Raw genomic sequence first — 25,548 nt, 5'->3', positions numbered from 1 at the left:
CAGAATCAAACTGAAAAATGACAACGGAAGCTTTATATAAATTATATGCAGAACATCCGGTAATTTGTACTGATACACGTAAGATTACTGCCGGTTGCCTCTTTTTTGCGCTGAAGGGCGAAAACTTTGACGGAAACTTCTTTGCTCAAAAGGCCCTTGATGATGGCGCAGCTTTTGCGATTATTGATCAGGCCGGACTGCAAAAAGACGAAAGATATATAGTCGTACCTGACGTGCTGGAAGCACTGCAGGACCTGGCAAGGTTTCATCGCCGCCAATTTGATTTTCCGGTTATTGGAATTACAGGAACAAATGGAAAGACTACCACAAAGGAACTCTTTAAGTCTGTTCTTTCCCAAAAGTTCAAGACATATGCCACTACCGGAAACTTAAATAATCATATCGGGGTTCCGCTCACTCTCCTTTCTCTTCCTAAAGACACCGAGCTGGCAATCATCGAAATGGGCGCTAACCATAAAAAGGAAATTGAGTTTTTATGTACCATAGCGCGACCTACACACGGACTTATCACCAATGTCGGGAAGGCACATCTGGAGGGTTTTGGTGGTTTTGAAGGTGTAAAAACAGCAAAGGGCGAGCTTTATTCTTTTCTTAAAGAGAATGATGGTGTTACGTTTATAAATCAGGATAACCCGCACTTAGTGGAAATGTACGGAAGCGGAAATGGAAGAGTTGTTCGTTATGGAACTCTTTCCGGCGACGGTGTAAAGGGGGAAATAGTGGAGAATGATCCTTTTTTAACCATAGACTGGTTCTCCGGAGAAAGAACTCATCGTGTAAAAACCAATCTTACTGGTACATATAACCTCGAAAACATAGTTGCAGCGATCACGGTTGGCTTATTCTTTGAACTTTCAGAAGATCAGATTAACGCCGGAATCAACTCCTATATCCCCGGGAATAACAGGTCGCAAATTATAAAGACCGAGTCGAATACGCTTATTTGCGATTACTATAACGCCAATCCTTCGAGCATGGCAGTAGCTATCGATAACCTTGCTGCTATTTCAGCTAATAAAAAGACCCTTATTCTGGGAGACATGTTTGAGCTGGGCGAAGATGCGGCTGCAGAACATAAGGCAGTCCTTGACAAAGCTTTGAGCATTGATGTCGATGAGAGAATATTTGTCGGAAAGGAGTTCTTCCACGCGGGGAGTCAGATTAATGCGCGGTTTTACATGACCACAGAAGATGCTTTTAATGGATTAAAGGACAACCCCATAACCAACTCAGTAGTTTTAATTAAAGGATCCAGAAGTATGAAAATGGAAACCCTCGTCGAATTGCTTTAGTAAGTTATAACAAAGGGCAGCCTGAAAATAATTGAGTCATCTATAACAGATTTTATCGTAACAACTGACGTAACCGCATTTGCGGCCTTTTTCATTGCGGCAACACTAAACTCGTTAAAAGCACACTCTTTCAAAGCAATGAAAGCAGTCGCGAGTTTCTTTTTTGGTAGCCTTTCTTTGCAATAAAAACAAACACTCAGCTAGCAGAAAACAAAAAGAAGGCTGGATAACATTCTTATATAGTTCTTTAACGTAACCGCATTTGCGGCCTTTTTCATTGCGGCGGCACTACACCCGGTAAAAGCAGTCTTTATAAAAGCAATGAAAGCAGCCGCGAGTTTCTTTTTTGGTAGCTTTTTTCTTTGCGGTCAAAGAAAAAAGTACATAGCCGACATGCAAACCAGCAAAAAGGGCTGCCCGAAAATTATCAGGCAGCCCTTTATCTTAAAGTATATTCTCTTATTACTTTCCAAACGGAGTTCGGGGCATCCCCCTCATCATCTTAGACATTGCTGCGGGATTACTAAACTGCTTCATCACCTTACGCATATCCTCGAATTGTTTGATAAGCTTATTCACTTCCTGAAGATTTGTTCCCGACCCGCTTGCAATTCGAGCTCTCCTGCTCTGATTGATAGAATCAGGATTCTCCCGCTCAAAGGGAGTCATTGACTGAATAATAGCCTCGATCGGTTTAAAAGCATTGTCGTCGATATCAATGTCTCTCACAGCCTTACCAACACCGGGGATCATTCCCATCAGATCTTTCATGTTACCCATTTTTTTGATCTGTTGTATCTGCCCGATGAAGTCGTTGAAGTCGAACTTGTTTTTACGTATTTTCTTCTGAAGTTCGGCTGCCTGCTTTTCATCGAACTGCTGCTGTGCTCTTTCAACCAGTGAAACCACGTCCCCCATTCCGAGAATCCGGGAAGCCATACGGTCAGGATAAAACACGTCAAGTGCTTCCATCTTCTCGCCTGTTCCAATAAATTTTATTGGTTTATTGACAACCGATTTGATAGACAGAGCAGCACCACCACGGGTATCACCGTCAAGCTTTGTAAGAACAACACCCGAAAAGTCAAGCCTGTCGTTAAATACTTTTGCAGTATTGACAGCATCCTGACCAGTCATCGAGTCAACAACAAAAAGGATTTCGTGAGGATTTGTACGGGCCTTTACTGCCGCGATCTCATTCATCATTTCTTCGTCGACAGCGAGCCGTCCGGCGGTATCAATGATAACTACGTTATTTCCATTCTTTTTAGCCTCATTGATCCCTTCCTGGGCAATTCCGACGGGATCTTTTGATTCGAGGTTGGCATATACCGGAACACCGATCTGTTGTCCGAGCACCTGTAACTGGTCAACAGCAGCCGGACGGTAAACGTCTCCTGCTACCAGTAATGGTTTTTTCCCTTTTTGAGTTTTAAGGAAATTCGCTAGTTTACCCGAGAACGTGGTCTTACCAGCACCATTTAGTCCGGCAATAAGTATAATGGTTGGATTGTTAGTCAGGCCAATCTCTGTTACCGATCCACCCATGAGCTCGGCGAGCTCATCATTCATGATCTTGGTAAGCAGTTGTCCTGGAGATACAGCCGTGAGAACGTTTTGTCCAAGCGCTTTTTGCTTTACATCATCAGTAAATGTTTTAGCTGTTTTATAATTTACGTCCGCATCAAGAAGAGCCTTCCGGATCTCCTTCATCGTTTCTGCTACGTTTATCTCTGTAATCGTTCCCTGACCCTTCAGTACCTTAAAGGCGCGGTCCAGTTTATCCTGTAAGTTTTCAAACATCTTTTAATCAGCTTCTACGGGCTGCAAAGTTAAGTAAATTTTTTTTGTATGTTGCCGGCGCTAAGTTGAGGCAAATGTATTGCGTAAAGACCAATAGTCGTTACTTCGGAAACCTGTATGTCAGTCCCAAAGCAAGCGACTGGCTTGCCTGAATTTTATCAGTTGCATCATCATCGTACAGCCCTACACCAGTAAACGTAACGTTAATAAGCCTGTTCACTTTTGCGATTAAAGTGAGATCAAGGCGCTGGTCAATACTTTTAAGCTTTTCATAGTTAGCAAACATGCTATAGCGACTTTTTAAAGATATATTTTCCATAATATCCCTCTCATAGCTGCTCACAAGTTGAAAGGCCAGCTCGTTCCGGAACGATTTACCATGTTCAACCCCGAAGTTCTTATCGTTATTAAGATACAGATCCTTGTCTAAAACAAAAGTCTGGCGGGCGGTTCCCGTACCGATACGAAGCCAGAAATATTTGCTTGGCTTGTATTCAAAACCTATAGACTCCGTTAAATATCCCGGCGACATAAAACGTGAGATGGTTTTAGCCGTTTCTACACCGTCTTTTGTTGAATATGAAAACCCCCGGTCAAATTGAGATTCAAAGTTTAGTGATCCGAAAAAGTTCCAGCTGGGCGACAACTTCAGGCCGACCTTATTATCCCAGTAGATCCGGTCATTACTTTTACGTTGCAATTGCCCCTTGTTTTTTATCTTTCCATATTGCAGAATAACTTCGGATACGTAGTTCTTGTCGCCCTTGGTATAATCAGTTTTATAATTAAAGGTAGTTCCGATTGCTATTGAATTAACTCCCCCTCCCTTCCAGTTATTGCTAAAGGATGCCTGGTTCATATTAACGCCAAAGGTCACCCAGTTACGCCAGTAATTAACTTTGAGGTTCAGTTGCGATTCGGGAAGCTGAACCGGCTGGAGCTGCAGAACAGGCCGCCGTACCGGCAGACTGTTTTTCTTGGGGTATTCTCTTAAGTTATTTAATTCTGCAGTATCCACGCTAGCTTGTTGGCTAAGAGCGGCAAACGATAGAAATAAAAGTACAGGAAGCAAAAACCTTTTCAGCATATCGGAAACAAAATAAGCGAAAAAAGCCAAAGGATAAAAACGAAAGCTTCAGAATATGAATTTTATCCACGCAAAAGGCCTGCGCATCCTAAGATAATCTACCTCCCCTTCCATCGTGTAGGCTTCTTTCTCAAAAATGATATTGAGATAAGCCTGCCGGTGATTTCTGTAGAGAAGGAGGTTAAAGATGTAGTTGAGAAGATAAAACAGATAGAAAAAAATGACGGCCATTTCTGCCTGTTGTCGTAGATGTATCCTCTCATGCCTGATCAGAAGTGCATCGGTCTTATATGTCTTCTTTTTGATAAGTATAAAAGGAAAGAGTGCCATCCCCTCTGCAGGCAGAAAGGAAATGTGGATTATGCCAAAATCAGCCATTTCAAGGAGATTTGAGTGGGGGAAGCCTGTAGGCAGATGGGTCTTTCAGATATTGCTTATAGCAATCCCTGATGAAGCTTATTAAAGAATAATCGCTTGCTTCAAGGATGAAATAATAAGATGGGCGGTATTGCTGCATAAAATCTTCGAGCTTATCATCAGGAAGTCCCGTTACATTTTTTATCAGGCTTTTGGTATAGCGGTAATTAATCATCATTTCCCGGTAGTCTCTCTCAATGATCTCCTGCAAGTATCGGGCGTTTTTGCCTTCTTTGCTGAGTAAACTATATAAAGCGTCAATGCCCAAACCCGCTCCGCCCGTCCCGTTACCTCCACCAACCGCAAGAAGATCTTGTGGGTCACCTTTCCTGTAGATATCCTTATACTCTCTTTTTATTTGCTTTAGCCGTTCCCTGGGATGACGGGCAGTATCGGTAACCGTAACCTCCCGCAAGTGAATGCTTGTTTGCTTGAGATAAAAAAGTAGCGCAGCCTGCGACCTCACCGTAAGCGTATCCACCCGGTATCCCTCCGCCGCAGCTATTAAAGTGTCGCCCGCTGCTACTTTCGTTGAAAATTCGCCTTTTATATTGTTGTAAAAGCCGGTATGTTTTCTCAGATTATAAATATATACCCTGGAAATACGTTGTTTACTGTCACGGTCGAATACTATTCCTTCAACCGTTCGTTCCTGCCCGCTTAGCTTTAAGCAGGAAAATAGCAATATAACACTAAGTAGTCGTTTCAAGCAGGATAAAACTAAGGTATTTGCTTCGCAAATGATGTAACATTTAACAAATATTAACTCATTTTGAAACAAGCAATAGCTGTCCGGGTTTGATTTCGCCTGCCTGAAGTGAATTAATTATTTTAATTTCATCTACCGTTAGTCCGAACCTTCGTCCAATCGAATATAAGGTGTCTCCAGCTGTAACTTCATAGATCTTCATGGTTACCGGAGATTTCGCAGGTTCACTTTGTTGTGCAGAAGGTTGTTGCTGCTCTTTTATTTCTATTTGCTCCTGAATGCGATCTTCTCTTTGAGCTTTGGCAATAACAGTTTCACCACGGTCAAAGCGTTCAAGGCCGTACCGTTCTATCAATCCAATGAGTAATTCAGGATATCTCGGGTTCGTAGCGTAGCCTGCCTGTTTCAGACCACGGGCCCAACCTTTATAATCATTGCGGTCAAGTTCAAAAAGGAAAGCATATCGTTGTCGTTTCAGGAATTCGGTGTGATCTCTGTACGATTCTTCAGCTGAATTATAAAATCTAAAGCATTCACCTGCTTCGTCATCATCTTTAGTAACCGTTTTTCCCTGCCACCCGGCATGACACTTTATGCCAAAGTGATTATTTGCCTCGCGCGCCAGTGAGCTGTTTCCATTCGCCGATTCAAGCATTCCCTGGGCAAGCGTAATGCTCGCGGGAATTCCGCTTCTGTTCATCTCCTCTACAGCTATGCCTTTAAACCGCTCAATATAACCGTTGGTAGAATATACTTTTACAAGTTTGTCATCCGAAATAACTTTATCAGGCTTCTTTCCTGTTTTATTAACCTTCACCAAACCCTTTTTGCTGCTGCACGATACCAAAAATGCAGCACAGGCAATCACCAGTAAGTATTTTCTCATTCTCTATTATAAATGCAACTGCTGTCCTATTCGCAGCAAACTGCTTGAAAGGCCATTCCTTAGTTTTATTTCTTTTACTGTTGTACCAAAACGTTCGGCTATTTCAAGTAGTGTATCCCCTCTTTTTACGAGATAGACCACCGGATCATTAGCCTCTTCCTTTGGCTCAGATGGCTTTAGTACAGAAAATGTTGCAGAATTGTTTGCCGCATTTGCATCAAGTTCATAAAGCCTGTATTTCTTTATTATAGCCATTACCTGACTTGCCCAGGAGCGACTGTGTGCGTAGCCGCCTCTTTGTATGCCAAGTGCCCAGCCGCGGTAATCTGCCGGAGTATATTTCGTAAATAATCCGGAAAAGCGGGTTTTAAGATAAGTTACGAAATCATTGTAACAGTCATCAACACTTTCGTACCCTTTATAGGATGAACGGATCTTTTTTGGACCGCCCTTACCTTTAAGACCGAAATGATTGTTCAGGTAACGTGCAATTTTACTGGTGCCGCTGGCTGATTCATGAATGGCGATACCAAGAACGATGCTGGCTGGAATTCCGTGCTGGTTCATGGTGCTGACGGCGGCTTCTTTATAGGTATCGATGTAATTATCTGCAGGATTCTGGCCAAACGCAGTGCCTGCTGTTAAAACTATAAGGCTAACATAAATAAACTTTTTAAGCATAGTATTACAGTTTACGGATTATCAATAGACCATCGCGTACAGGAAGGATAAGTTTCTCTACGCGATGATCGTTCATTACTTTTTCATTGAAGCTGCGGATATGCACACTTCTGCTGTCGGTTGCACCCGAGGTTATTTTTCCATACCAAAGTACATTATCTACTATGATGAGGCCTCCTTTGCGCACTTTATCAAAAACGAGGTCGTAGTAAGTTCCATTATTTTTTTTATCCGCATCAATAAAGACAATATCATATTGTTCGTTCAGAGCCGGGATTATGACGGCGGCGTCGCCTATCTGATACCTTATCTTACTCTCAAATTCAGATCTGCGGAAATATTCTCTTACACGGTCTTCGAGCTCTTCATTTACGTCTATTGTGTTAATAAAGCCATCTTCCGTCAGTCCCTCCGCCAGGCAAATAGTGGCATATCCGGTAAAGGTACCGATCTCAAGAATTCGTTTGGGAGAGATGAGTTTGCTTAGAAAACTTAAGACACGACCCTGGTAGTGTCCTGAAAGCATCTGTGGTTTTGCAACCTTCAAATGCGTTTCACGACTTATGTATCTGAGCAACTCCGGTTCGGATTCGCAATGTTGCTCAAGATAGGTCTGCAGTCCCTCAGTAAGCAGCTCCATAGCCTGCAAATATATGAATTTATATTTTTATGCAAATTTTGTGGCTGTAAACTGAAGATTATCAGCTTTCTAATCAAATACGTTGCCTGATGCCGCTCTGGTTTTTGATGTGATTATCTATCGTATTGAGGAAGATTGATCCGTATTTTTCAAGTTTATGTTCACCAACGCCAGTTATATTCAGCATCTCACGCCTCGTTACAGGTTGCGTTTTGGCCATTTGATGCAGCGTGGCGTCGCTGAAGATTATATAAGCAGGCACCTCTTCTTCCAGAGAAAACTGCCGCCTGATCTCGCGTAGTTTGTTAAACAGCTCATCATCGTAATCTACGGTTTCAACCTGCCTAAGCTCCTGTTTTTTCTCCTTGCGAACGATAGGCTGCAGTGCGGTAAGTTCGGCTTTACGTTTACCAAAAAGGATCTCTTTTCCGCGATCAGTAATCTTGAGTGCAAAATTCTCATCATATGCCATTTCAAGTATGCCGAGGTTAAGCATTTGCATCAGGTATCGTTGCCAATCAAAAGCGCTGATTTCAGAGCCTACCCCATGCGTCTTTAATTTATTGTACCCGGCCTGCATAATTTCCGCCTTCATAGAACCGCGCAGTACATCTATTACCATCATTGCCCCTTCCTTTTCTTCCATTCGTGCAATAGCCGAAAGAGCTTTCTGAACCAGTATCGTCCCGTCAAAATGCCGGCGCGGATTTTTGCAGACATCACAATTGCCGCAGTTGTCTTCCAGATTCTCCGAAAAATAGTTCAGAAGGATTTTACGCCTGCAGATATCAGCTTCTGCATAGTGCTGTATTCTTTTAAGTTTTTCGAGGTTAATTTCAGCCTGTCCGCTCTCAGCTGCAAACTTGTTAAGCATAGTGAGATCGGCGTAGTTATAATAAAGAATAGTTTCCGAAGGCAGCCCGTCGCGGCCTGCCCTTCCTATTTCCTGGTAGTAACCTTCCATGTTTTTAGGAAGATTAAAATGAATCACCCACCGCACGTTCGATTTGTCTATTCCCATGCCAAAGGCAATGGTTGCGCAGACTACCTGCAATTCATCATTTATAAAATCTTCCTGAACCTTTGCCCTGGCCGCAGAGCTCATTCCGGCGTGATAAAATCCTGCGTTAACGCCCGCTTCAATGAGAGCAGAAGTGACGTCTTCGCATTTATTACGACTCAGGCAATAAATTATGCCACTCTGGTTTCTATGCTTTCTGATAAAAGATATGATTTCAATAAGCTTTTGCTTCGGCTTAATACCGATACGGACTTCAAGACTTAAGTTCTGCCGGTCAAAAGATGAAACAAATACCTCTGGATTCTTTAAGTTAAGTTGTTTTATGATGTCTTTCCGGGTAACCTTATCTGCCGTGGCAGTTAAGGCAACAAAAGGGATGTGGCTGAATTTCTCCCGTAGCAAGCCCAGCTGTATATATTCGGGTCTGAAATCATGCCCCCAGGCGGAGATGCAATGCGCTTCGTCAATGGCAAACATCGAAGGTTTAGCCATCTGAACGATAGTCGTTAAATCGGATATAAGTTTTTCGGGCGATACATATAATAATGCAATTTCCTTACGGTAACACGAATCAAGTATCTCCTGTTGCTCCTTATAATTCTGTGAGCTGTTCAGATAGGCAGCAGCAATTCCATTGCTTTTTAGTGCGTCTACCTGGTCTTTCATCAATGATATGAGCGGCGAGATTACGATACATATGCCATCGAGCATTAAGGCAGGTACCTGGTAGCACACCGATTTACCCCCTCCTGTTGGCATTAAAACGAGAACATCTTTCCCCGAAACTATTTTCTGTATTATTTCTTCCTGCTGATGCCTGAAGTGATCGTACCCAAAATATTTTTTCAGGATCTCGTGAGCCGGTAAAGCCATGCGTAAAATTAAAAATTTTTCCGCTCCATATACGACTGTAAAATAATAGTAGCCGATACCGTGTCAATCAGCTCCTTCTTTTGGCGATCCGCTTTTTTAAGTCCGCTAAGAGCAATGGCAGCTGAGGCCATTTTTGATGTGAACCGTTCGTCGATCCTGTCAATAGGGATGCCCGGGAAGTTTTTCTTTAGAAGGGTAATGAATCCCTTTACATGCATTGCGGATTGTGAGGCGCTGCCGTCCATTTGTTTCGGCTCGCCTACAATAAACCGTTCTACCTGTTCGGTTTGCATGTATTTTTTCAGAAAATCTAAAATATCTTTCGGATGAATGGTGGTAAGTCCGGTCGCTATGATCTGCAATGGATCGGTAACGGCAATACCAATTCGTTTCGTTCCATAATCAAAAGCAATTAACCGGGCCATGGAGTGTTAGTTATGAGTTATTAGATATTAGATACTAGATACTAGATACTAGATACTAGATACTAGATACTAGATACTAGATACTAGAAAAAGACGCAAAGATACTCAAACTATAATACCAGAGAAAGAATATCAGAGCCTCATCTCAGATCTCCTTTCTTAAATCTCATATCTATAATCTCATATCTCAACCCTCACATCTATTACCTCACTTCTCAAAACTCACCTCTCAATTCTCATATCTCAATTCTATTTCCTATTTTGCAAGCATGCAGTTTAGGGATATTATAGGGCAGCATGATATAAAAAGGCAATTAATTCAAACTGTTCAGGAGAACAGGATAAGTCATGCCCGCTTATTTCTCGGTCCCGAGGGAGCAGGATGCCTTCCTCTGGCGCTGGCTTATGCGCAGTATATTTCATGCGAAAATCGCACTGCCACAGATAGTTGTGGTGAATGCGCTTCTTGCCGCAAGTATAGCAGGCTCATTCACCCCGACCTGCATTTTTCATATCCTTTTTTTGCCCGGCATAAGGATGATACGGCGCTTTCTTTTATAGAAGAGTGGCGTGACGCGTTCCTTTCCAATCCCTACCTGGGCCTTGATGAGTGGAGGAATCAACTGGACGCCGAAAATAAACAGGCCAATATCAATATAGCCGAATGCCATCAGATAATAAAAAAGCTTAGCCTTAAGCCTTTTGAGTCTGAGTATAAGGTGCTGATCATGTGGTTGCCCGAGTATCTCGACAAAGCCGGGAATACACTTTTAAAGATCATTGAAGAACCACCTCAAAAGACTTTGTTTCTGCTGGTGGCACAAAGTCAGGACCAGATATTAAATACCATCCTCTCGCGTACACAGCTAATAAAAGTTCCGCGGTTGAAGGATCAGGATGTGAAGGAATTCCTGATTAATAAATTCCATATTCAGGACGAGCAGGCTGCAAGGATAACGTATTTAAGCGAAGGCAATGTGCAAACGGCGATTAACCTCAGTAAGGAAGAAAGTAATAATAACTTCGGCCTTTTTACCGATTGGTTAAGAATGTGTTTTACGAATCGTGGAATACAGGTTATTGAGTTTGCCGAAACTGCTTCGCGTATGGGCAGGGAAAACCAAAAGAATTTTCTGCGTTACGGAACAAAGTTACTGCGTGAAGTGATGATGCTCCTGTCAGGTGCAGAAGATCTCGTTCATTTACCCCAAAATGAAAAAGCTTTTGCTGAAAACTTCAAGCGATCTGCAGATCTTGCTAAGACCGAGGCGCTTGTATCCGAACTTGAAAAAGCACATTACCACATCGAAAGGAATGCAAATCCTAAAATCTTATTTTTAGATGTATCTTTGCAGTTCATAAAAATTTTAAAGTTTAATACGCTCCCGCGAGGGACTCAATATATATATACTTAAATGGGATGTGGATCATGTTCAACAGGCGGTTGTACGCCTGCAGGCTGCAAAAGTAACGGCACTTGCCTTACTAATGGATGCAGCAAATTAGATGTTTACGATTGGCTGTCGCATATGGACATGCCAACTAATTATAAGCCGTTCAATGTAGTTGAAGTGAAATTTAAAGGTTCAAGAAAGGACTTTTACATTAATCACGAAAACGTCTATCTTGAAATGGGTGAGCTGGTGGTGGTTGAAACTGCCACGGGTGGCTATGATATCGGCCATATTTCTCTTACCGGCGAACTGGTAAGGATGCAGATCAAAAAGAAGCATCTGAAACTGGAAGATATTGTCAAGAAGATCATCAGGAAAGCGACTCCTGCTGATGCCGATAAATGGAAAGCAGCAAAAGATCTAGAATGGGAAACCATGCACAAGGCTCGTACCCTTGCACTTAGCCTTGGGCTTTCGATGAAGCTGAGCGACGTGGATTACCAGGGAGATAAAACGAAAGCCACCTTTTACTATACTGCTGAAGGACGGGTAGATTTCCGGGAGCTGATCAAAAAGATGGCTGAATCGTTCCGGATCCGTATTGAAATGCGACAAATTGGTATGCGCCAGGAGGCAAGCCGTCTGGGGGGCCTTGGATCCTGCGGAAGGGAATTATGCTGCAGTACCTGGTTAACTGATTTTAAAACCGTTTCAACCTCAGCGGCCCGTTACCAGAATTTGTCGCTTAACACGCTGAAACTCGCAGGCCAGTGCGGTAAGCTCAAGTGTTGCCTCAATTATGAGCTCGACACCTATATGGATGCGTTGAGAGATATTCCCGACGATGTAGACAAGCTCGAAACTATTAAGGGAATGGCCCGGCTTCAGAAGACAGATATCTTCAAGAAGCTCATGTGGTTTAGCTACCCCAACGAAGAAAGCTGGATTCCTCTGGATATTAAGCGCGTACGTGAGATTCAGCAAATGAATAAACAGGGCGAAAAGCCCGAAGATTTGAAGGATGAAGCGGTTGAAATTGAACCCGCTGCGGTCGCAAAGATTCTTGATTACGAGAATGTTGTCGGACAAGACAGTATTACGCGGCTTGACGAAAAAAGCAATAAGAAGAAAAAGAAGCGCGGCGGAAAAAACAGGAACCGGCAGGAGAATAACGGAGCTCAGGCTCAGGCTGGAGGGCCCTCTGAAAGAGATAGAGATGTTGTAAAAGCAAAGCCGCAGGATGCTCCTGCCCGGCAGCAGCCTAACAAGCAGCAGCAGCCTAACAAGCAGCAGCCCGCAGCGGCCGACCAGCAGAATAAGCCGGCAGACCAGCAGAGTAAAAAAGCTCATGGCCCCCGTCATTTCAGAAGAAACAGGAATAACAATCGCCCGAAAAGCAATGAGTAAGATCGTTATATTTTCTTGCTTTTTGCTCCTCCTGGTTACAATCCAGGGCTGTAGTGATGTGGCTTTAATAGATACGAATCAGGAAATACGAAGCCGTAACTGGAGCTATCCACAAAAGGTTCGGATCCCCGTAGAGATTAAGGACCCCGACCGGCTGTATAATGTGTACATGAACCTCCGGCATACAGCAGACTATAAATATTCCAATATTTTTGTTTTAATTCATCAGGCTGGTCCCGGAATGAAGAACCTGACAGAAAGAAGAGAGTTTAAGCTGGCTTATCCCGATGGCGAATGGCTCGGGAGCGGCTCCGGCAATTTCTACAGCTATCAGTTACCGTTCAGGGAAAACTACAAGTTCCCGGCCAAAGGAACATATACTTTCGAATTTGAACAGAACATGCGCGATAACCCGTTGAGGGAGGTAAGTGATGTAGGCCTGAGGGTTGAACCTGTCGCAAAATAAAACTGAAGTATTTTCATTAAAATCTTTTTCAGCTATCCGGTTTCAGGCAACATTTTTTAACTTAGCCGGAAATCTCATGCCCGTAAAGACCTTTTCGAGTGCCGTATTTGGAATAGAAGCCACAACAATAACTGTTGAGGTGAATATTACCAGCGGAACCAAGTATTTTATAGTTGGACTGCCCGATAATGCAGTGAGAGAAAGTATGCTTCGGGTAGAGAGTGCCGTTAATACCTGCGGCTACCATATGCCCCGACAAAAAATAGTTGTAAATCTTGCGCCTGCTGATATACGTAAAGAGGGTTCTTCATATGATCTCGCCATCGCCATTGGTATTCTGAATGCTTCCGGCCAGATCGAAAGCGACTTCCTCGGGAAGTATCTCATTCTCGGTGAGCTATCTCTGGATGGTACGGTGCAATCTGTAAGAGGTGCTTTACCTATTGCTATTCAGGCACGAAAAGAAGGCTTCAGGGGATTGATACTCCCGAAGGCAAATGCACGTGAGGCTGCTATTGTGAACGATCTGGAGGTATACGGTGCGGATAATCTGACAGAGGTTATCGATTTTTTTAAAGGTACCGGAACATTAAAACAAACTGTTGTAGATACAAGGGAAGAGTTCTTTAATAACATCAATAATTATAACACTGATTTTGCTGATGTCAAGGGCCAGGAAAACATCAAAAGAGCATTAGAGATCGCCGCCGCCGGTGGACATAATGCGATCCTGATAGGCCCGCCCGGATCCGGCAAAACCATGCTTGCCAAAAGACTACCGACGATATTGCCGCCTTTAAACCTTTTCGAGGCTCTGGAAACTACGAAAATCCATTCAGTAGCAGGTAAACTGGCAGCCGCCGACTCGTTAATGACGGCACGCCCTTTCAGGTCTCCCCATCATACTATTAGTGATGTTGCGTTGGTAGGAGGAGGATCTTATCCGCAGCCTGGAGAGATTTCGCTGGCCCACAATGGCGTGTTGTTTCTGGATGAGCTTCCTGAATTTAAACGCACAGTGCTGGAGGTGATGCGGCAGCCGCTTGAGGAACGGCGAGTAACCATCTCGAGATCAAAGCTAACGGTTGATTACCCCGCCAGCTTTATGCTTATCGCTTCAATGAACCCCTGTCCCTGCGGCTTTTATAATCATCCCGAAAAGGAGTGTACCTGCCCGCCCGGAGCTGTTCAGAAATATCTCAGTAAGGTATCCGGACCATTGCTTGATCGTATAGATCTGCATGTGGAAGTTACGCCGGTGAATTTTACAGAGCTTACCTCTGAAAGGAAGGCAGAAAGCAGCGATGCTATTCGCGAAAGAGTAATAAAAGCCCGCGAGATCCAGACAGAGAGATTTCAGGGAGTGAAAGAGGTTTATTGCAATGCCCAAATGGATTCTAAGTCACTAAGAGAGATCTGCCGCATTAACGAAGCCGGGCAGCTGCTTCTCAAAAAAGCAATGGAGCGATTAGGACTGTCGGCCAGGGCATACGACAGGATTTTAAAAGTTTCTCGTACTATAGCCGATCTGGCCTGTTCTGAGGATATAAAAATAGAACATCTCGCGGAGGCGATTCATTACCGCAGCCTTGATCGCGAGGGGTGGGCCGGATAAGAGGCTGACCATAATCAAATTGTCAAATATTCTGAGTAATATATCTATATGCCGGTTCTGACGTTTAAAAGGAATGAGTCTGATTAAACTCCTTCCTGTAACGTTACTCTTAAGTGTAATTCTTGCATGCAATTCTTCCGGGCAGCAAAAAGGGACGGCTGCAGTCAAGATTGATACAGTAAATAAAAAGGCTGTCGCTGCCTTTGCAGAAGGCTGTTTCTGGTGTTCTGAGCATATTTTTGAGGAGCTTGCTGGTGTGGATTCTGCTGTCTCGGGTTATGCCGGCGGTCATACAAAAAATCCCACTTACGAAGAGGTATGCTCTGAAAAGACCGGACATGCCGAAACTGTTCTCGTTTATTACAATCCCAAAGTGATCTCGTACTCCCAGCTCCTGGATGCATTTTTTACATCCCACGATCCTACTACGCTCAACAAGCAAGGCCCGGATGAGGGATCATCATATCGTTCAGCTATCTTTTATACCAACGCTGAACAGCAGAAAGCTGCCGCGGAGGCAATCAAAAAATGGACACCTGCTTTTAAAAATTTGATTGTAACAGAGGTCGCCCCTCTGAAGGCGTTTTATCGGGCCGAGGAATACCATCAGAACTACGCGAATGAAAATCCATATAACTCCTATATACAGAATGTTTCCAGGCCCCGCTTCGAATCGTTCAAGAGGGAATGTAAGCTGAAGTTTAAGAAGGATTAAGCGCGCGGACAGCAAGCAGTATTTCAGCGTCCGTATATGTTCAAATGATTCAATCCTGCCCTTGCTCTTCAGCCGCTGCTTTTAGTAAGTTGCTCATGCAGGCCGTCAATCCGTATGACTTTCTTTTCCCGTGGGAAAGATCTTGAGGGTGGCTCACAATTTACTTCTCCTGGTAAATATATAGCCTGATATGCAAGTATCGTTTTGAAGCGTAAGCAGAATAATTATGCCAACCTTCGCCCCCGGTATAGACCGATCTTTATTATTGCCACTGATATACTGCTTATGTTCCGCATAAAGCCCGCCTTTCATATATAAAGGCGGGCTTTATGCACGATTTAGCCAGTAATCTGGTTGCCTTCTTTATACTCTGTTTAAATTGCGAATTTGTCTTGACCTTTCTGTTGTATTATCTCAACTTTACTTTGCAAACCGGCAGCTCCGGCGCCCATGACCCTCTGGACCTTCGATTCAATCATTCTCCCCCGGGCCTTAACGACGCTTCAGTTAGCCCTTTAATAACGATTATGGCAATTTTAGAGAAAAATGGTGCCCTGCGCGGAACGGCAGGGACGGTAGTATTCCGAAGGTTCCGTACCCATACGGTAGTGCAGAAGCTTCCCGAGAGAAAGAAAGGACAGACCCTGGCCAGCCGCGCCAGCGCCTGCGAGTTCGGACTGGCCAGTACCTCGGCGGCCTCTATCCGCGATGCCCTGAAGCCTGTCTTCCGCAACCGTCACGATGGGGCCATGGTGAACCGCTTCAACAGTGCGGTATACCACAGCATCCTGGGAAGCAGAACGGCTGCCCGGGGCAACCGTGACCTGCACGATGGCGACCTGGACTGCCTGAAGGGCTTTGAATTCAATGCTGAAAGTCCCCTGAATGAAGCACTGAAGGTGAAACCGGTGGTATCCCTTAGCCCTGAAGGCAGGATCCGCATCCAGATGGATGCCCTACACAGCAATACAGACCTGAAGGTACCGGCAAAGTTCAGGGAGATGACCGGCAGGTTCCGGCTGCGCTTTCTGGTCACAGCCCTCAACTTCCGCAGCGAATACTATGAATATGTAGCTGTAAAGGATGTGACAGTGATCAACGGGATGGCCCTGGAGGCACAGGACTTCGAAATGGAAGGAACTATTCCCCAGGGATGTATGGTGTTGGTAACCTTGTCGCTGGAATGCCTGATGCGGAATAGTACGGACGATGCCATCGAGCTGATCAATACCCTCTCGTTCAGTCCTGCAGCCATTTTAGCGGCGTTTCAAATCGCTGAGGCGACGCCTATGGGGCAATCGGCAGAAGCAAAGAAGCAGGCCTGGGACGATTATTCAATGATGGAAGGGTACAACGGGAATACCTTGTTAGTGAAAATGGCCGAACTGGCCGAACTGGCGGCTGCAGGTCAGAGGAAACAGCGGCGGGGGAAGCGATCCGGGGACGGTACTGAAGAAAGGGACCCGGGCGGTATAAAGAAGCAGGCTGTCAGCACTTCGAAAAGTGATGAAGAGGCTTCTTTTGTGGTGATTGGCAAGAGATTTGGGTTTTAAGGAGTTTGTGCTTTTGTACTTTTTTCTTTGACCGCAAAGAAAAAAGCTACCAAAAAAGAAACTCGCGGCTGCTTTCATTGCTTTGAAAGAGCCTGCGGATACAGGGTTTAGAGCTGCCGCAATGAAAAAGGCCGCAGGATCGGTTATGGCAGGGCGGTGATGGTAAATCGGAATAAGGGATAGGGCTGAAATATAGAGGAACTAGAGATAGATACAGAGTTGGACTATTTGGTTACTGTGACCGCAATGAAAAAGGCCGCAGGATCGGTTATGGCAGGGTGGTGATGGTAAATCGGAATAAGGCTAAAATACAGAAGAACAAAAGACAGATACAGAGTTGGACTATTTGGTTACTGTGACCGCAATGAAAAAGGCCGCAGGATCGGTTATGGCAGGGTGGTGATGGTAAATCGGAATAAGGCTAAAATACAGAAGAACAAAAGACAGATGCAGAGTTGGCCTATTTGGTTACTGCCGCCGTAATGAAGATGGTGGCGGGATAGCTTATGGTAGGGTAGTGATAACAAATCGGAATAAGAGGTAGGCTGGATACGCCACAACGGAGGGCTTTGGGTTCCCTGTGGCAGATGGTATTGCAGGCGGGCTACTTATGTCGCTGGCAGGTATTTTTTTCTTCCTGCTTGTGTTTACCCTGAGAAAGGGATGATGTTTTCCGTACTTTTGCCCCTTCAATGGATTATCAGGTTTTTACTTTGCCTAACGGCATCAGGCTTTTGTATAAGCCCTCAGAGTCAAGTATTACTCATGCCTGTATTGTTATTAATGCCGGTTCGAGGGATGAACCGGAGTCAAAAGATGGTCTCGCACATTTTATTGAACATCTTTTGTTTAAACGGACAGAAAGACGCAGCACCCGCCAGATATTAAATTATCTGGAAGATATAGGGGGGGATCTGAATGCTTATACTACCAAGGAGTATACATGTATCCATGCATCGTTCCTGAATCCATACCTTAGCCGGGCGCTTGATTTGTTTGAGGATCTGGTGTTTCATTCTGCATTTCCTGTTAAAGAGATAGAAAAAGAAAAAAGCGTTATACTCGATGAAATAGCGTCTTATCAGGATCAGCCGGAAGAAGCAATTCAGGATGATTTTGAGGATATGCTATTTGCCGGGCATGCCCTGGGAAGAAATATACTCGGGACTTCCGAATCGGTTAAAGGCCTTCATCGCGAAGATGTTTTTTCATTCCTTTCTTCCTGTTATAATACCGAGGAAATTGTGATTGGAGTGAGCGGAAACTACGATTTTAAGAAGCTTACCAGGGTCTTTTCAAAATATTACAACGGCATTCCTCATAACAGGATAACACTTCAGCGTAATGCGCCTCAACATAAAGCGGAGACTAAGAGGGTTGAAAAAGCTATTGCTCAGACTCATTGTGTATTAGGTAACCAGGCCTATTCCATTCATCATCCTCACAAAACCGGCTTGCTGCTTCTCAATAATATTCTCGGGGGAAGTGGTATGAGCTCTGTCCTGAACCTGACGATCCGCGAAAAATATGGGATTGCGTACACCATCGAATCGAACTATACTCCTTTATCCGACAGCGGTATTTTTTCTATTTATTTCGGGACAGATGCCGAAAAGGCCGAAAAAGCTTTAAGTCTGGTAAATAAACAGCTTAAGCTTTTAAGGGAGAACAAGATGACTGACCTTACTCTCGAAAGGGCAAAGAAGAAGCTTAATGGATTAGTTGCGCTGGCAGAAGATAACAGGCTTGGTGTGATTATAGCTATGGCAAAAAGCTTAATCGACTACAACAAAGTAGACTCATTAAACGAGGTTTTTGAAAAAGTAAACAACGTTACTTCTGTGCAACTTCTCGAAATTGCCAACGAAATATGTAGTCCTGCTGCTATGAGCACTCTGATGTTTGAGCCTGAAGAGGATTAACAGGTTATTATTGAGGTACTAACAACGTTCGTCTTCTGTCTTCGGGAGGTTCTATAATTTAGGAAAAACAGCTTGTCTGTTGTTCGTGTAAAATGGATAAGCAAATTTTATATAATTTTGTAAAATGAAATTACCAATAGTGGCGTATGGCGATCCGGTTTTAAAAAAGAAAGCTGTTGATATTACGGCTGATTATCCTGAGTTGAACAAGTTGATAGGCGACATGTTTGAGACCATGTATAATGCAAGTGGTGTTGGTCTTGCAGCTCCTCAGATCGGACTTTCTATACGACTTTTTGTAATAGACATCACTGATAAAGAAGAACCCGGGCTCGAAGACTTTAAAAAGGTCTTTATCAATGCGCAGATTCTCGACGAGCAAGGCTCCTTATGGGATTTTAATGAGGGATGTCTGAGCATACCGGATGTAAGGGAAGATATTAAGAGGCTTGATACCATCAGAATATCTTATTATGATGAAAACTGGCAGCATTACGAAGAGACGTACACCGGCTTACCAGCGAGAGTAATTCAGCATGAGTACGATCATATCGAAGGAAAACTGTTTACAGATAAACTCAGCCCCTTAAGACGGGCAATGATAAAAAGCAGGCTGGATGCTATATCGAGAGGAGCAATCAAGGTAGCTTATAAGATGAAATTTCCGGCAGCTTCTAAAAAGCGTTAATCCGAATTGTTTCTGTTTTTATCTCCCTGTATAATTTGCTGAATGAAGGAGCCCCAGGCAAAGGGATTAAGCAGAGGGTTGGCATAACGCTGGTTGATGGCTTTATTTGTTAAAGCAATATGGTTATTCTGGAAATTAATTCCACGCATCTCCTGCCCGTCGCGGGGAAGATCGCGCGCCATAGCTAACAGGGATGTTTTTGCTACGTTTTTCTTTGCTATTTCGAGATCGTCGTCAGCAAATTTCAATTCCATGAACTCCTTATTGAACTGGTCGACGCTTGCCCATGGCAGCACAGCAACGGTGGGAAGATTGATAACCTCCGCTTTCATTTTTATGATGACCGTATAGCTTTTATCTTTAAGATTAGACGGAATAACAATAGCCTCACGCCGGTATCCCACTGCGCTAAACACGATGGTATCTCTTTCGTGTGCAACGAAAGAAAAGTATCCCTGGAAATTTGCTGAAGAGGCTCTGTTCCGGTCGCTTCTGTTTGTTACCGAAACATAGGGCACCACGATATTGGAGTCAACGTTATAAATCACCCCCGAAAACTGTACAAGCGGTCTGTCCTGTGCCCGCGATGCGGTCAGGCTAAGCAGAACGGCTAATAAAGTCAGCAAATATTTCATCGTTGTAAACCTACCAAAAATTGTGCAACTCTTTCGTTAAATACTGTTAAATGGAAAAAAAGCGGGTACGCATTTAGAACGTATCCGCTTTATAAATATTTTCAAATAATGTTTCAGCTCTATCCGGGCATCACAGCATTCGGATCGTCTATATCTGTGAGGTTAATTGCCTCAATCGCCGCAATTTCGGGCACAGACTTCTTTACGGCTTGTTCGATGCCTGCTTTCAGAGTCATAATGCTCATGGGACAGGATCCACATGCGCCTAACAATTTTATCTTTACGATATTATCTGAAGTAATCTCCTCAACAGATACGTTTCCTCCATCTGCTTCCAGATAAGGCCGGATTGAATCCAACGCACTTTCCACTTTTTGCAACAAATCCATATCAAATAATTTTGCTAAAATTACGAAAAATTCTGATTAAAAACGTTTTACCTCGCTGGCATTTTGTATAGATACCTGCTGTGCAACTCTTTCTGCTACCTCTGAAAAGGCTTTGGAAGTAGGGTTGTTTTCCTGAAGTATTACCGGTTCACCCGAATCTCCGGCTGCGCTGATGCTTTGTACCAGTGGAATTTCACCGAGGAATGGAATGCTGAACTGCTCAGCTAATTTTCGGCCCCCTCCTTCGCCAAAAATATAGTATTTATTTTCGGGAAGCTCTGCCGGACTGAAATACGACATGTTCTCTACAATACCTAACAACGGAACATTAATGGAATTCATCAGAAACATTGCCATTCCCTTTTTGGTATCCGCTAAAGCGACATTTTGAGGTGTTGTTACGATAACTGCTCCGGCTACAGGGTAGGTTTGTGTTAACGTAATATGGATATCCCCTGTTCCGGGAGGAAGGTCGACAATGAGATAATCAAGATCGCCCCATTCAGCGTCGTTAAATAGTTGTTTAACGGCGTTTGATGCCATCGGGCCGCGCCATGGCACAGGTTGATCCGGATTGGTAAAGAATCCGATAGACAAGATCTTAATGCCGTATTTTTCGGCAGGAACAATCCTGGTTTTGCCGTCCTCGGTTTGCATTGCCAGTGGCTTGGTGTCCTCCAAACCGAACATCATTGGGATAGAAGGGCCATATACGTCGGCATCTATTAATCCTACTTTCGCTCCTGTTTGTGCCAGACCGATAGCCAGGTTAGCCGAGACAGTAGATTTTCCTACTCCTCCTTTACCGGAGGCCACAACTATAATATTGTTGATGTTGGTTAGCGGCTGGTTTTTCTGAGCAGTAACTCTTGATGTCATTTTTACGTCGACATTGGCATCTGCACTTATAAAATGTGCAATAGCGTTCCGGCATGCGTTCTCTATTAATCCTTTTAAGGGGCAGGCCGGAGTTGTTAGTATGACTGTAAAACTGATGTTGTTTCCTTCAATTTTTATATCTTCGATCATGTTAAGGGTCACCAGATCCTTTTTCAAATCGGGTTCTTCCACATGACGAAGGGCATTTAAAACCTCTTCTTTTGTTATCATTCCTGAAATCATTTAAAGCTGCAAACATATACAAAATTTTGACGAGGAATTTCATGGAAACAACATATTAATGTCGCCCGTGTCTGCTGGATTCGGCCGGCATAGCAGCAACAAATGAAATTTATGAAACTAACCTTGATTGATTAGTGTTTTTATGGATATTTACGCTATGGAAATCAAGCGCCTTTATATGGCGTTCTTAAAGCGGATCCCTGTGATATTTAAGCAGTTGAATACATGCATATTCCTTCTAAGTATTTAAAATATATAAAAATAAGTGGCGTTGTCGTAGCGGTTTTAATCGTAATTGCCTTCGTTGCCGGGTTGATAGCCTACTCTAAACGTGAAGCTATTCTTGAAACTTTGGTACAAAAAGCGAAGGGAAAGGCAAAAAGAGATTATGGGTTAAACCTTGCTATCGTCAATCCTCATTTCGAAGGTTTAAGCACTATCGCCTTTTCGGATGTTTCTATCGTTCCCGAAAACAGGGATAGTCTGCTTCAGATGAGCGATCTTCACATAAAGGTGAAGTTGTTGCCTCTTCTTTTAGGCGACATCAAGCTGTCGGGCCTGAAAGTTAAAAGTGGTAAAGTTCAGCTGACTAAAAGAGATAGTATCCGGAATTATGATTTTTTGTTTAAAAAGAAGAACGACGATAATGCCAATGTAAGCTCAAAGCCTAATTATGCACAGCTGGCAAACAAGTTGTTGAATCAGCTTTTATACAAAATTCCGGATGATATGGACCTGAGGAATTTTGAGTTTCTTATTGTGAGAGACGACAGCCGGATGAAGTTTTATGTGACTTCTGCTGTAATTGATGATGGCGACCTGCGATCAAGCATCTTAATAAATAATAAAGAGTCTGTATGGCATATCGACGGGACTGTCGAGCCCTCAGACAATAAGCTGGACTTTAAGCTTTACGCAGAGGGGAAAAAGGTTGAACTCCCTCTGATAGAACAAAAGCTTGGGCTGAAATTAAACTTTGATACGGTTTATACCCAGTTAAAGAACACAAAAAAGAGTGGCGACGAATTTCATATTTATGGTTCATGGGGGATTAAGAACCTGCTTATTAATCATCCTAAAATTGCAGCTAATGATATAGTTGTGCCCTATGGATCTATAGATGCGGACTTGTTAATTGGTGAAAACTATATTGCGGTAGACAGCTCCTCTGTAATTCACCTCAGGGACATTGAGGCCAGGCCTTACATTAAATATACTGTCTCTCCAACAAAAACGTATGAGCTCAAGCTTCGGACAGAAGAGATGGAGGCTCAGCATGTTTTTGATTCATTCCCTATAGGGCTTTTTGAATCGCTGGAGGGAATGAAAGTAGCTGGGAAGCTGCAATATAGTCTCGACTTCTTTTTAGATGCTGCTCAGCCTGATAGTGTAAGGTTCAGCTCTACTTTGCAGCCGCAGGGCTTCAGGATTTTGAAATGGGGCAAGATTAATCTTCAGAAAATAAACTCGCCTTTTATATATACGCCTTACGAATATGGCAAACCCATGCGTGATATAAAAATCGGGCCCGAAAACCCTGATTATACTCCTATCGACCAGATTGCTCCAGAGTTGAGAAATGCGGTTTTGACTGCCGAGGATCCGTCGTTTTTTTCGCACAGGGGGTTTGTTGAAAAGTCGATAAGGCGCTCAATAGCTACCAATTTCAAGGAAAAGGCTTTCAAAAGAGGTGGAAGCACGATCTCCATGCAGCTGGTAAAGAATGTTTTTCTGAACCGGCAAAAGACCCTTGCCCGTAAAGTTGAAGAAATACTTATAGTATGGTTAATTGAGAATAATCGTATTTCTGATAAAAGGCGGATGTTTGAGGTTTATCTCAACCTTATTGAATGGGGGCGCAATGTGTACGGCATTGGCGAAGCTTCGAGGTATTATTTTGATAAGAGTCCTTCTAATCTCAACCTTGGTGAAAGTATATTTTTGGCGAATATTATCCCCCGTCCGAAGAAGTCGCTGTATTACTTTCAGCCAGATGGAAGTCTTCGTACTAGTTTAAGAGGCTATTTTAAGCTCATTGGTAATCTGATGGCTGCAAGGGGCTACGTTGCCCGGGATACGAATGCATATGGATTTTATAGTGTAAGGTTGAAAGAGAGCCTCCGGCAACAGATTGCACCTGCAGATTCAGTGGTGGTTGACTCTCTTTTTGAGGCCGATGAAGAAGATACCGATCTATTTCTGAAAAATATTTTTGGGGGTAAAAAGCCTGATACTATACATGTCGACCAGGTGAGCAAGTTGAAAGTGATACAGGAGGACACAACATTATCCAGGGCTGAAAAACGTCGTCTAAAGAGAGAGCAGCGTAAAAAGGAGCGTGAACAGCGTCGAAACGACGACTAAAAATACTAACTTTGCAAATGCTTGTTAAGTAGCTGACGCTTCTAACTCAAACGGTCTCTCATCTTCCTTTGAAGAACAGTTTTATAGATGAAATTAAATGAAAGTACAAATAGAAGATAAGGAGTTTAGTTGTTTCCTTGAGTATGAGAAAATAAAGAAGCGCACGCGCCTACTCGGAATACAACTGAACGTTGACTACGAAAATCGGGTACCTGTTTTTATAGGCGTGTTAAATGGCAGCTTTCTGTTTATGGCAGATCTTATGAAAGAGGTGCATGTTACGGCGGAGATGAGCTTTATCAAGGTTTCTTCCTATATGGGGCAGGATACTTCATCGGGAGTAGTTAAGAGTGTTATAGGCCTTGATATTGACCTTAAAGGGCGGGATGTGATTATCGTGGAAGATATCGTGGATACCGGTATCACCCTAAGTTTTCTTCTTGACGTTATAAAAAAGCACGAGCCAGCATCGATAGCAATATGTACCCTGCTTCTGAAGCCTCAGTCGCTTCAACATGAAATTGAAGAAATTGCTTATGTAGGATTTGAGATTCCTAACGAATTTGTTGTCGGTTATGGACTGGATTATAAAGGCTTAGGCCGGAACCTTCGTGATATCTATCGTTTCGTTCCCGATCCAACTGATACATAACACTTTTTTTAACATCTTTGAATATAATTGAACACCAATGACCATCCATAAAGAAGGCTATACGTCCATTGCTCTTACAGTCCTTGTAATTTTTATCTTAAATGCATTTACGCATTATTATGCATCAGATAAACAGTGGTTGCTCTGGGCGGTATATATATTTTCTTTCGCCCTTTTCATCATAGTCCTCCAGTTCTTCAGGCATCCAAAAAGAGTTACTTCTCTAAATGATCAGCAGGTGATCTGTCCAGCTGACGGAAAAGTGGTAGTAATAGAAGAGACTGTAGAGACAGAGTATTTTAAAGACAAAAGGCTGCAGGTTTCAATTTTTATGTCGCCGGTAAATGTGCACGTAAACAGAAATCCGGTATCAGGAGTGGTACAGTACTTTAAGTATCACCCGGGGAAATATCTTGTAGCATGGGATCCAAAGTCATCTACAGACAATGAGCGAACTACAGTGGTAGTAGAAAACAAGCTTGGAGTGCAGGTTTTGTTCAGACAGATAGCAGGTGCATTAGCCAGAAGAATTGTTTGGTACGTTAAGGAAGGAGATGAGGTAAAACAAGGCGAGCAGTTTGGCTTTATCAAATTTGGCTCAAGAGTGGATGTCTTTCTTCCCGTTGGAACGCCTGTTAATGTGAACCTGGGTGAAGTGGTTAAAGGTGGAATTACTGTGCTGGCTACGTTCAAATAACAGGAATCAATAAAAGCATAAGCATAAAAAAGCCTGCTATATCGCGTATAGCAGGCTTTTTTATGCTTATGCTG

Annotated in this window: 24 protein-coding genes; 12 read left to right on the top strand and 12 right to left on the bottom strand. The window is 43.3% G+C overall.

Annotated elements, in window-relative coordinates:
- Nucleotides 1–17 precede the first annotated feature (17 nt).
- Nucleotides 18–1,313, top strand: a complete 1,296-nt coding sequence (locus tag BDE36_RS00410; protein ID WP_141813309.1) for a UDP-N-acetylmuramoyl-tripeptide--D-alanyl-D-alanine ligase — start codon at nucleotides 18–20, stop codon at nucleotides 1,311–1,313.
- 462 nt (nucleotides 1,314–1,775) lie between these two features.
- Here the strand turns inward: BDE36_RS00410 and ffh are convergent, their stop codons facing one another.
- The 9 genes from ffh to ruvX form a co-directional block, all read right to left on the bottom strand.
- Complete coding sequence (ffh, locus tag BDE36_RS00405; RefSeq protein ID WP_141813308.1) at nucleotides 1,776–3,116, bottom strand: signal recognition particle protein; 1,341 nt, start codon at nucleotides 3,114–3,116, stop codon at nucleotides 1,776–1,778.
- 100 nt (nucleotides 3,117–3,216) lie between these two features.
- Entirely contained in the window at nucleotides 3,217–4,203 is a 987-nt protein-coding gene (locus BDE36_RS00400; protein ID WP_170205908.1) for a DUF3078 domain-containing protein, read from the bottom strand.
- Between the two features lie 48 nt (nucleotides 4,204–4,251).
- Nucleotides 4,252–4,581, bottom strand: a complete 330-nt coding sequence (locus tag BDE36_RS00395) for a hypothetical protein (protein WP_141813307.1) — start codon at nucleotides 4,579–4,581, stop codon at nucleotides 4,252–4,254.
- A 1-nt stretch (nucleotide 4,582) separates the two neighbouring features.
- Nucleotides 4,583–5,329: a peptidase associated/transthyretin-like domain-containing protein gene (locus BDE36_RS00390; protein ID WP_141813306.1), complete on the bottom strand. Its 747-nt coding sequence runs from the start codon at nucleotides 5,327–5,329 to the stop codon at nucleotides 4,583–4,585.
- 58 nt (nucleotides 5,330–5,387) lie between these two features.
- Nucleotides 5,388–6,215, bottom strand: a complete 828-nt coding sequence (locus BDE36_RS00385; protein ID WP_128770738.1) for a glucosaminidase domain-containing protein — start codon at nucleotides 6,213–6,215, stop codon at nucleotides 5,388–5,390.
- A 6-nt stretch (nucleotides 6,216–6,221) separates the two neighbouring features.
- Nucleotides 6,222–6,896 carry a glucosaminidase domain and LysM peptidoglycan-binding domain-containing protein gene (locus BDE36_RS00380; protein WP_128770739.1) on the bottom strand — a complete coding sequence of 225 codons (675 nt, stop codon included), beginning with the start codon at nucleotides 6,894–6,896 and terminating at the stop codon, nucleotides 6,222–6,224.
- Nucleotides 6,897–6,900: 4 nt separating this feature from the next.
- Nucleotides 6,901–7,536, bottom strand: coding sequence for an O-methyltransferase (locus tag BDE36_RS00375; protein WP_128770740.1), 636 nt, complete (start codon nucleotides 7,534–7,536; stop codon nucleotides 6,901–6,903).
- 73 nt (nucleotides 7,537–7,609) lie between these two features.
- Nucleotides 7,610–9,430: a DNA helicase RecQ gene (recQ, locus tag BDE36_RS00370; protein WP_141813305.1), complete on the bottom strand. Its 1,821-nt coding sequence runs from the start codon at nucleotides 9,428–9,430 to the stop codon at nucleotides 7,610–7,612.
- Nucleotides 9,431–9,438: 8 nt separating this feature from the next.
- Nucleotides 9,439–9,855 (bottom strand): Holliday junction resolvase RuvX, encoded by a 417-nt coding sequence (ruvX, locus tag BDE36_RS00365; protein WP_128770742.1) that lies wholly within the window; start codon nucleotides 9,853–9,855, stop codon nucleotides 9,439–9,441.
- A gap of 269 nt (nucleotides 9,856–10,124) precedes the next feature.
- Between ruvX and BDE36_RS00360 the strand changes: the two genes are divergently transcribed.
- From BDE36_RS00360 to def, 8 genes are all read left to right on the top strand, one after another.
- Entirely contained in the window at nucleotides 10,125–11,270 is a 1,146-nt protein-coding gene (locus BDE36_RS00360; RefSeq protein WP_141813304.1) for a DNA polymerase III subunit, read from the top strand.
- Entirely contained in the window at nucleotides 11,271–12,656 is a 1,386-nt protein-coding gene (locus BDE36_RS00355) for a PSP1 domain-containing protein (protein ID WP_141813303.1), read from the top strand. It begins immediately after the preceding gene.
- Nucleotides 12,649–13,122 (top strand): gliding motility lipoprotein GldH, encoded by a 474-nt coding sequence (locus BDE36_RS00350; RefSeq protein WP_141813302.1) that lies wholly within the window; start codon nucleotides 12,649–12,651, stop codon nucleotides 13,120–13,122. Before BDE36_RS00355 ends, BDE36_RS00350 begins: the two co-directional genes overlap by 8 nt.
- Nucleotides 13,123–13,198: 76 nt before the next feature.
- Nucleotides 13,199–14,737 (top strand): YifB family Mg chelatase-like AAA ATPase, encoded by a 1,539-nt coding sequence (locus tag BDE36_RS00345; protein WP_141813301.1) that lies wholly within the window; start codon nucleotides 13,199–13,201, stop codon nucleotides 14,735–14,737.
- A gap of 73 nt (nucleotides 14,738–14,810) precedes the next feature.
- On the top strand, nucleotides 14,811–15,452 hold the full coding sequence (msrA, locus tag BDE36_RS00340; RefSeq protein ID WP_141813300.1) for a peptide-methionine (S)-S-oxide reductase MsrA: 642 nt from the start codon (nucleotides 14,811–14,813) through the stop codon (nucleotides 15,450–15,452).
- A 329-nt stretch (nucleotides 15,453–15,781) separates the two neighbouring features.
- Nucleotides 15,782–17,005, top strand: coding sequence for a hypothetical protein (locus tag BDE36_RS00335; protein WP_141813299.1), 1,224 nt, complete (start codon nucleotides 15,782–15,784; stop codon nucleotides 17,003–17,005).
- Between the two features lie 692 nt (nucleotides 17,006–17,697).
- On the top strand, nucleotides 17,698–18,927 hold the full coding sequence (locus BDE36_RS00330) for a M16 family metallopeptidase (RefSeq protein WP_141813298.1): 1,230 nt from the start codon (nucleotides 17,698–17,700) through the stop codon (nucleotides 18,925–18,927).
- Nucleotides 18,928–19,051: 124 nt separating this feature from the next.
- Nucleotides 19,052–19,615, top strand: coding sequence for a peptide deformylase (def, locus tag BDE36_RS00325; RefSeq protein WP_141813297.1), 564 nt, complete (start codon nucleotides 19,052–19,054; stop codon nucleotides 19,613–19,615).
- Here def and BDE36_RS00320 read toward each other — a convergent pair.
- The 3 genes from BDE36_RS00320 to BDE36_RS00310 form a co-directional block, all read right to left on the bottom strand.
- Nucleotides 19,612–20,250, bottom strand: coding sequence for a peptidase associated/transthyretin-like domain-containing protein (locus BDE36_RS00320; protein WP_141813296.1), 639 nt, complete (start codon nucleotides 20,248–20,250; stop codon nucleotides 19,612–19,614). The two genes, def and BDE36_RS00320, sit on opposite strands and share 4 nt — an antisense overlap.
- A gap of 119 nt (nucleotides 20,251–20,369) precedes the next feature.
- Nucleotides 20,370–20,639: a NifU family protein gene (locus tag BDE36_RS00315; protein ID WP_128769823.1), complete on the bottom strand. Its 270-nt coding sequence runs from the start codon at nucleotides 20,637–20,639 to the stop codon at nucleotides 20,370–20,372.
- A gap of 36 nt (nucleotides 20,640–20,675) precedes the next feature.
- The gene (locus BDE36_RS00310) at nucleotides 20,676–21,749 is read right to left on the bottom strand and encodes an Mrp/NBP35 family ATP-binding protein (RefSeq protein WP_141813295.1); all 1,074 of its coding nucleotides are present in this window, start codon (nucleotides 21,747–21,749) and stop codon (nucleotides 20,676–20,678) included.
- Between the two features lie 237 nt (nucleotides 21,750–21,986).
- On the opposite strand from BDE36_RS00310, the gene BDE36_RS00305 reads away from it, so the two are divergent.
- The 3 genes from BDE36_RS00305 (at nucleotide 21,987) to BDE36_RS00295 (ending at nucleotide 25,474) form a co-directional block, all read left to right on the top strand.
- Entirely contained in the window at nucleotides 21,987–24,125 is a 2,139-nt protein-coding gene (locus tag BDE36_RS00305; protein ID WP_141813294.1) for a biosynthetic peptidoglycan transglycosylase, read from the top strand.
- A 97-nt stretch (nucleotides 24,126–24,222) separates the two neighbouring features.
- Nucleotides 24,223–24,777, top strand: coding sequence for a hypoxanthine phosphoribosyltransferase (hpt, locus tag BDE36_RS00300; RefSeq protein WP_128769826.1), 555 nt, complete (start codon nucleotides 24,223–24,225; stop codon nucleotides 24,775–24,777).
- A 37-nt stretch (nucleotides 24,778–24,814) separates the two neighbouring features.
- Entirely contained in the window at nucleotides 24,815–25,474 is a 660-nt protein-coding gene (locus BDE36_RS00295) for a phosphatidylserine decarboxylase family protein (protein ID WP_128769827.1), read from the top strand.
- Nucleotides 25,475–25,548: the final 74 nt, after the last annotated feature.

This window comes from Arcticibacter tournemirensis (genome assembly GCF_006716645.1).
Lineage (GTDB): Bacteria > Bacteroidota > Bacteroidia > Sphingobacteriales > Sphingobacteriaceae > Arcticibacter > Arcticibacter tournemirensis.
The sequence above is the reverse complement of the archived record's forward strand: the minus strand, read 5'-3'. Positions and strand labels throughout refer to the sequence as shown.

What these genes read in the sequence shown, in the direction of transcription:
- BDE36_RS00410 (WP_141813309.1), top strand. Translation starts at nt 18, where the DNA reads ATGACAACGGAAGCTTTATATAAATTATATGCAGAACATCCGGTAATT.
- ffh (WP_141813308.1), bottom strand. Translation starts at nt 3,116, where the DNA reads ATGTTTGAAAACTTACAGGATAAACTGGACCGCGCCTTTAAGGTACTG.
- BDE36_RS00400 (WP_170205908.1), bottom strand. Translation starts at nt 4,203, where the DNA reads ATGCTGAAAAGGTTTTTGCTTCCTGTACTTTTATTTCTATCGTTTGCC.
- BDE36_RS00395 (WP_141813307.1), bottom strand. Translation starts at nt 4,581, where the DNA reads ATGGCTGATTTTGGCATAATCCACATTTCCTTTCTGCCTGCAGAGGGG.
- BDE36_RS00385 (WP_128770738.1), bottom strand. Translation starts at nt 6,215, where the DNA reads ATGAGAAAATACTTACTGGTGATTGCCTGTGCTGCATTTTTGGTATCG.
- BDE36_RS00380 (WP_128770739.1), bottom strand. Translation starts at nt 6,896, where the DNA reads ATGCTTAAAAAGTTTATTTATGTTAGCCTTATAGTTTTAACAGCAGGC.
- BDE36_RS00375 (WP_128770740.1), bottom strand. Translation starts at nt 7,536, where the DNA reads ATGGAGCTGCTTACTGAGGGACTGCAGACCTATCTTGAGCAACATTGC.
- recQ (WP_141813305.1), bottom strand. Translation starts at nt 9,430, where the DNA reads ATGGCTTTACCGGCTCACGAGATCCTGAAAAAATATTTTGGGTACGAT.
- ruvX (WP_128770742.1), bottom strand. Translation starts at nt 9,855, where the DNA reads ATGGCCCGGTTAATTGCTTTTGATTATGGAACGAAACGAATTGGTATT.
- BDE36_RS00360 (WP_141813304.1), top strand. Translation starts at nt 10,125, where the DNA reads ATGCAGTTTAGGGATATTATAGGGCAGCATGATATAAAAAGGCAATTA.
- BDE36_RS00355 (WP_141813303.1), top strand. Translation starts at nt 11,271, where the DNA reads ATGGGATGTGGATCATGTTCAACAGGCGGTTGTACGCCTGCAGGCTGC.
- BDE36_RS00350 (WP_141813302.1), top strand. Translation starts at nt 12,649, where the DNA reads ATGAGTAAGATCGTTATATTTTCTTGCTTTTTGCTCCTCCTGGTTACA.
- BDE36_RS00345 (WP_141813301.1), top strand. Translation starts at nt 13,199, where the DNA reads ATGCCCGTAAAGACCTTTTCGAGTGCCGTATTTGGAATAGAAGCCACA.
- msrA (WP_141813300.1), top strand. Translation starts at nt 14,811, where the DNA reads ATGAGTCTGATTAAACTCCTTCCTGTAACGTTACTCTTAAGTGTAATT.
- BDE36_RS00335 (WP_141813299.1), top strand. Translation starts at nt 15,782, where the DNA reads ATGCACGATTTAGCCAGTAATCTGGTTGCCTTCTTTATACTCTGTTTA.
- BDE36_RS00330 (WP_141813298.1), top strand. Translation starts at nt 17,698, where the DNA reads ATGGATTATCAGGTTTTTACTTTGCCTAACGGCATCAGGCTTTTGTAT.
- def (WP_141813297.1), top strand. Translation starts at nt 19,052, where the DNA reads ATGAAATTACCAATAGTGGCGTATGGCGATCCGGTTTTAAAAAAGAAA.
- BDE36_RS00320 (WP_141813296.1), bottom strand. Translation starts at nt 20,250, where the DNA reads ATGAAATATTTGCTGACTTTATTAGCCGTTCTGCTTAGCCTGACCGCA.
- BDE36_RS00315 (WP_128769823.1), bottom strand. Translation starts at nt 20,639, where the DNA reads ATGGATTTGTTGCAAAAAGTGGAAAGTGCGTTGGATTCAATCCGGCCT.
- BDE36_RS00310 (WP_141813295.1), bottom strand. Translation starts at nt 21,749, where the DNA reads ATGATAACAAAAGAAGAGGTTTTAAATGCCCTTCGTCATGTGGAAGAA.
- BDE36_RS00305 (WP_141813294.1), top strand. Translation starts at nt 21,987, where the DNA reads ATGCATATTCCTTCTAAGTATTTAAAATATATAAAAATAAGTGGCGTT.
- hpt (WP_128769826.1), top strand. Translation starts at nt 24,223, where the DNA reads ATGAAAGTACAAATAGAAGATAAGGAGTTTAGTTGTTTCCTTGAGTAT.
- BDE36_RS00295 (WP_128769827.1), top strand. Translation starts at nt 24,815, where the DNA reads ATGACCATCCATAAAGAAGGCTATACGTCCATTGCTCTTACAGTCCTT.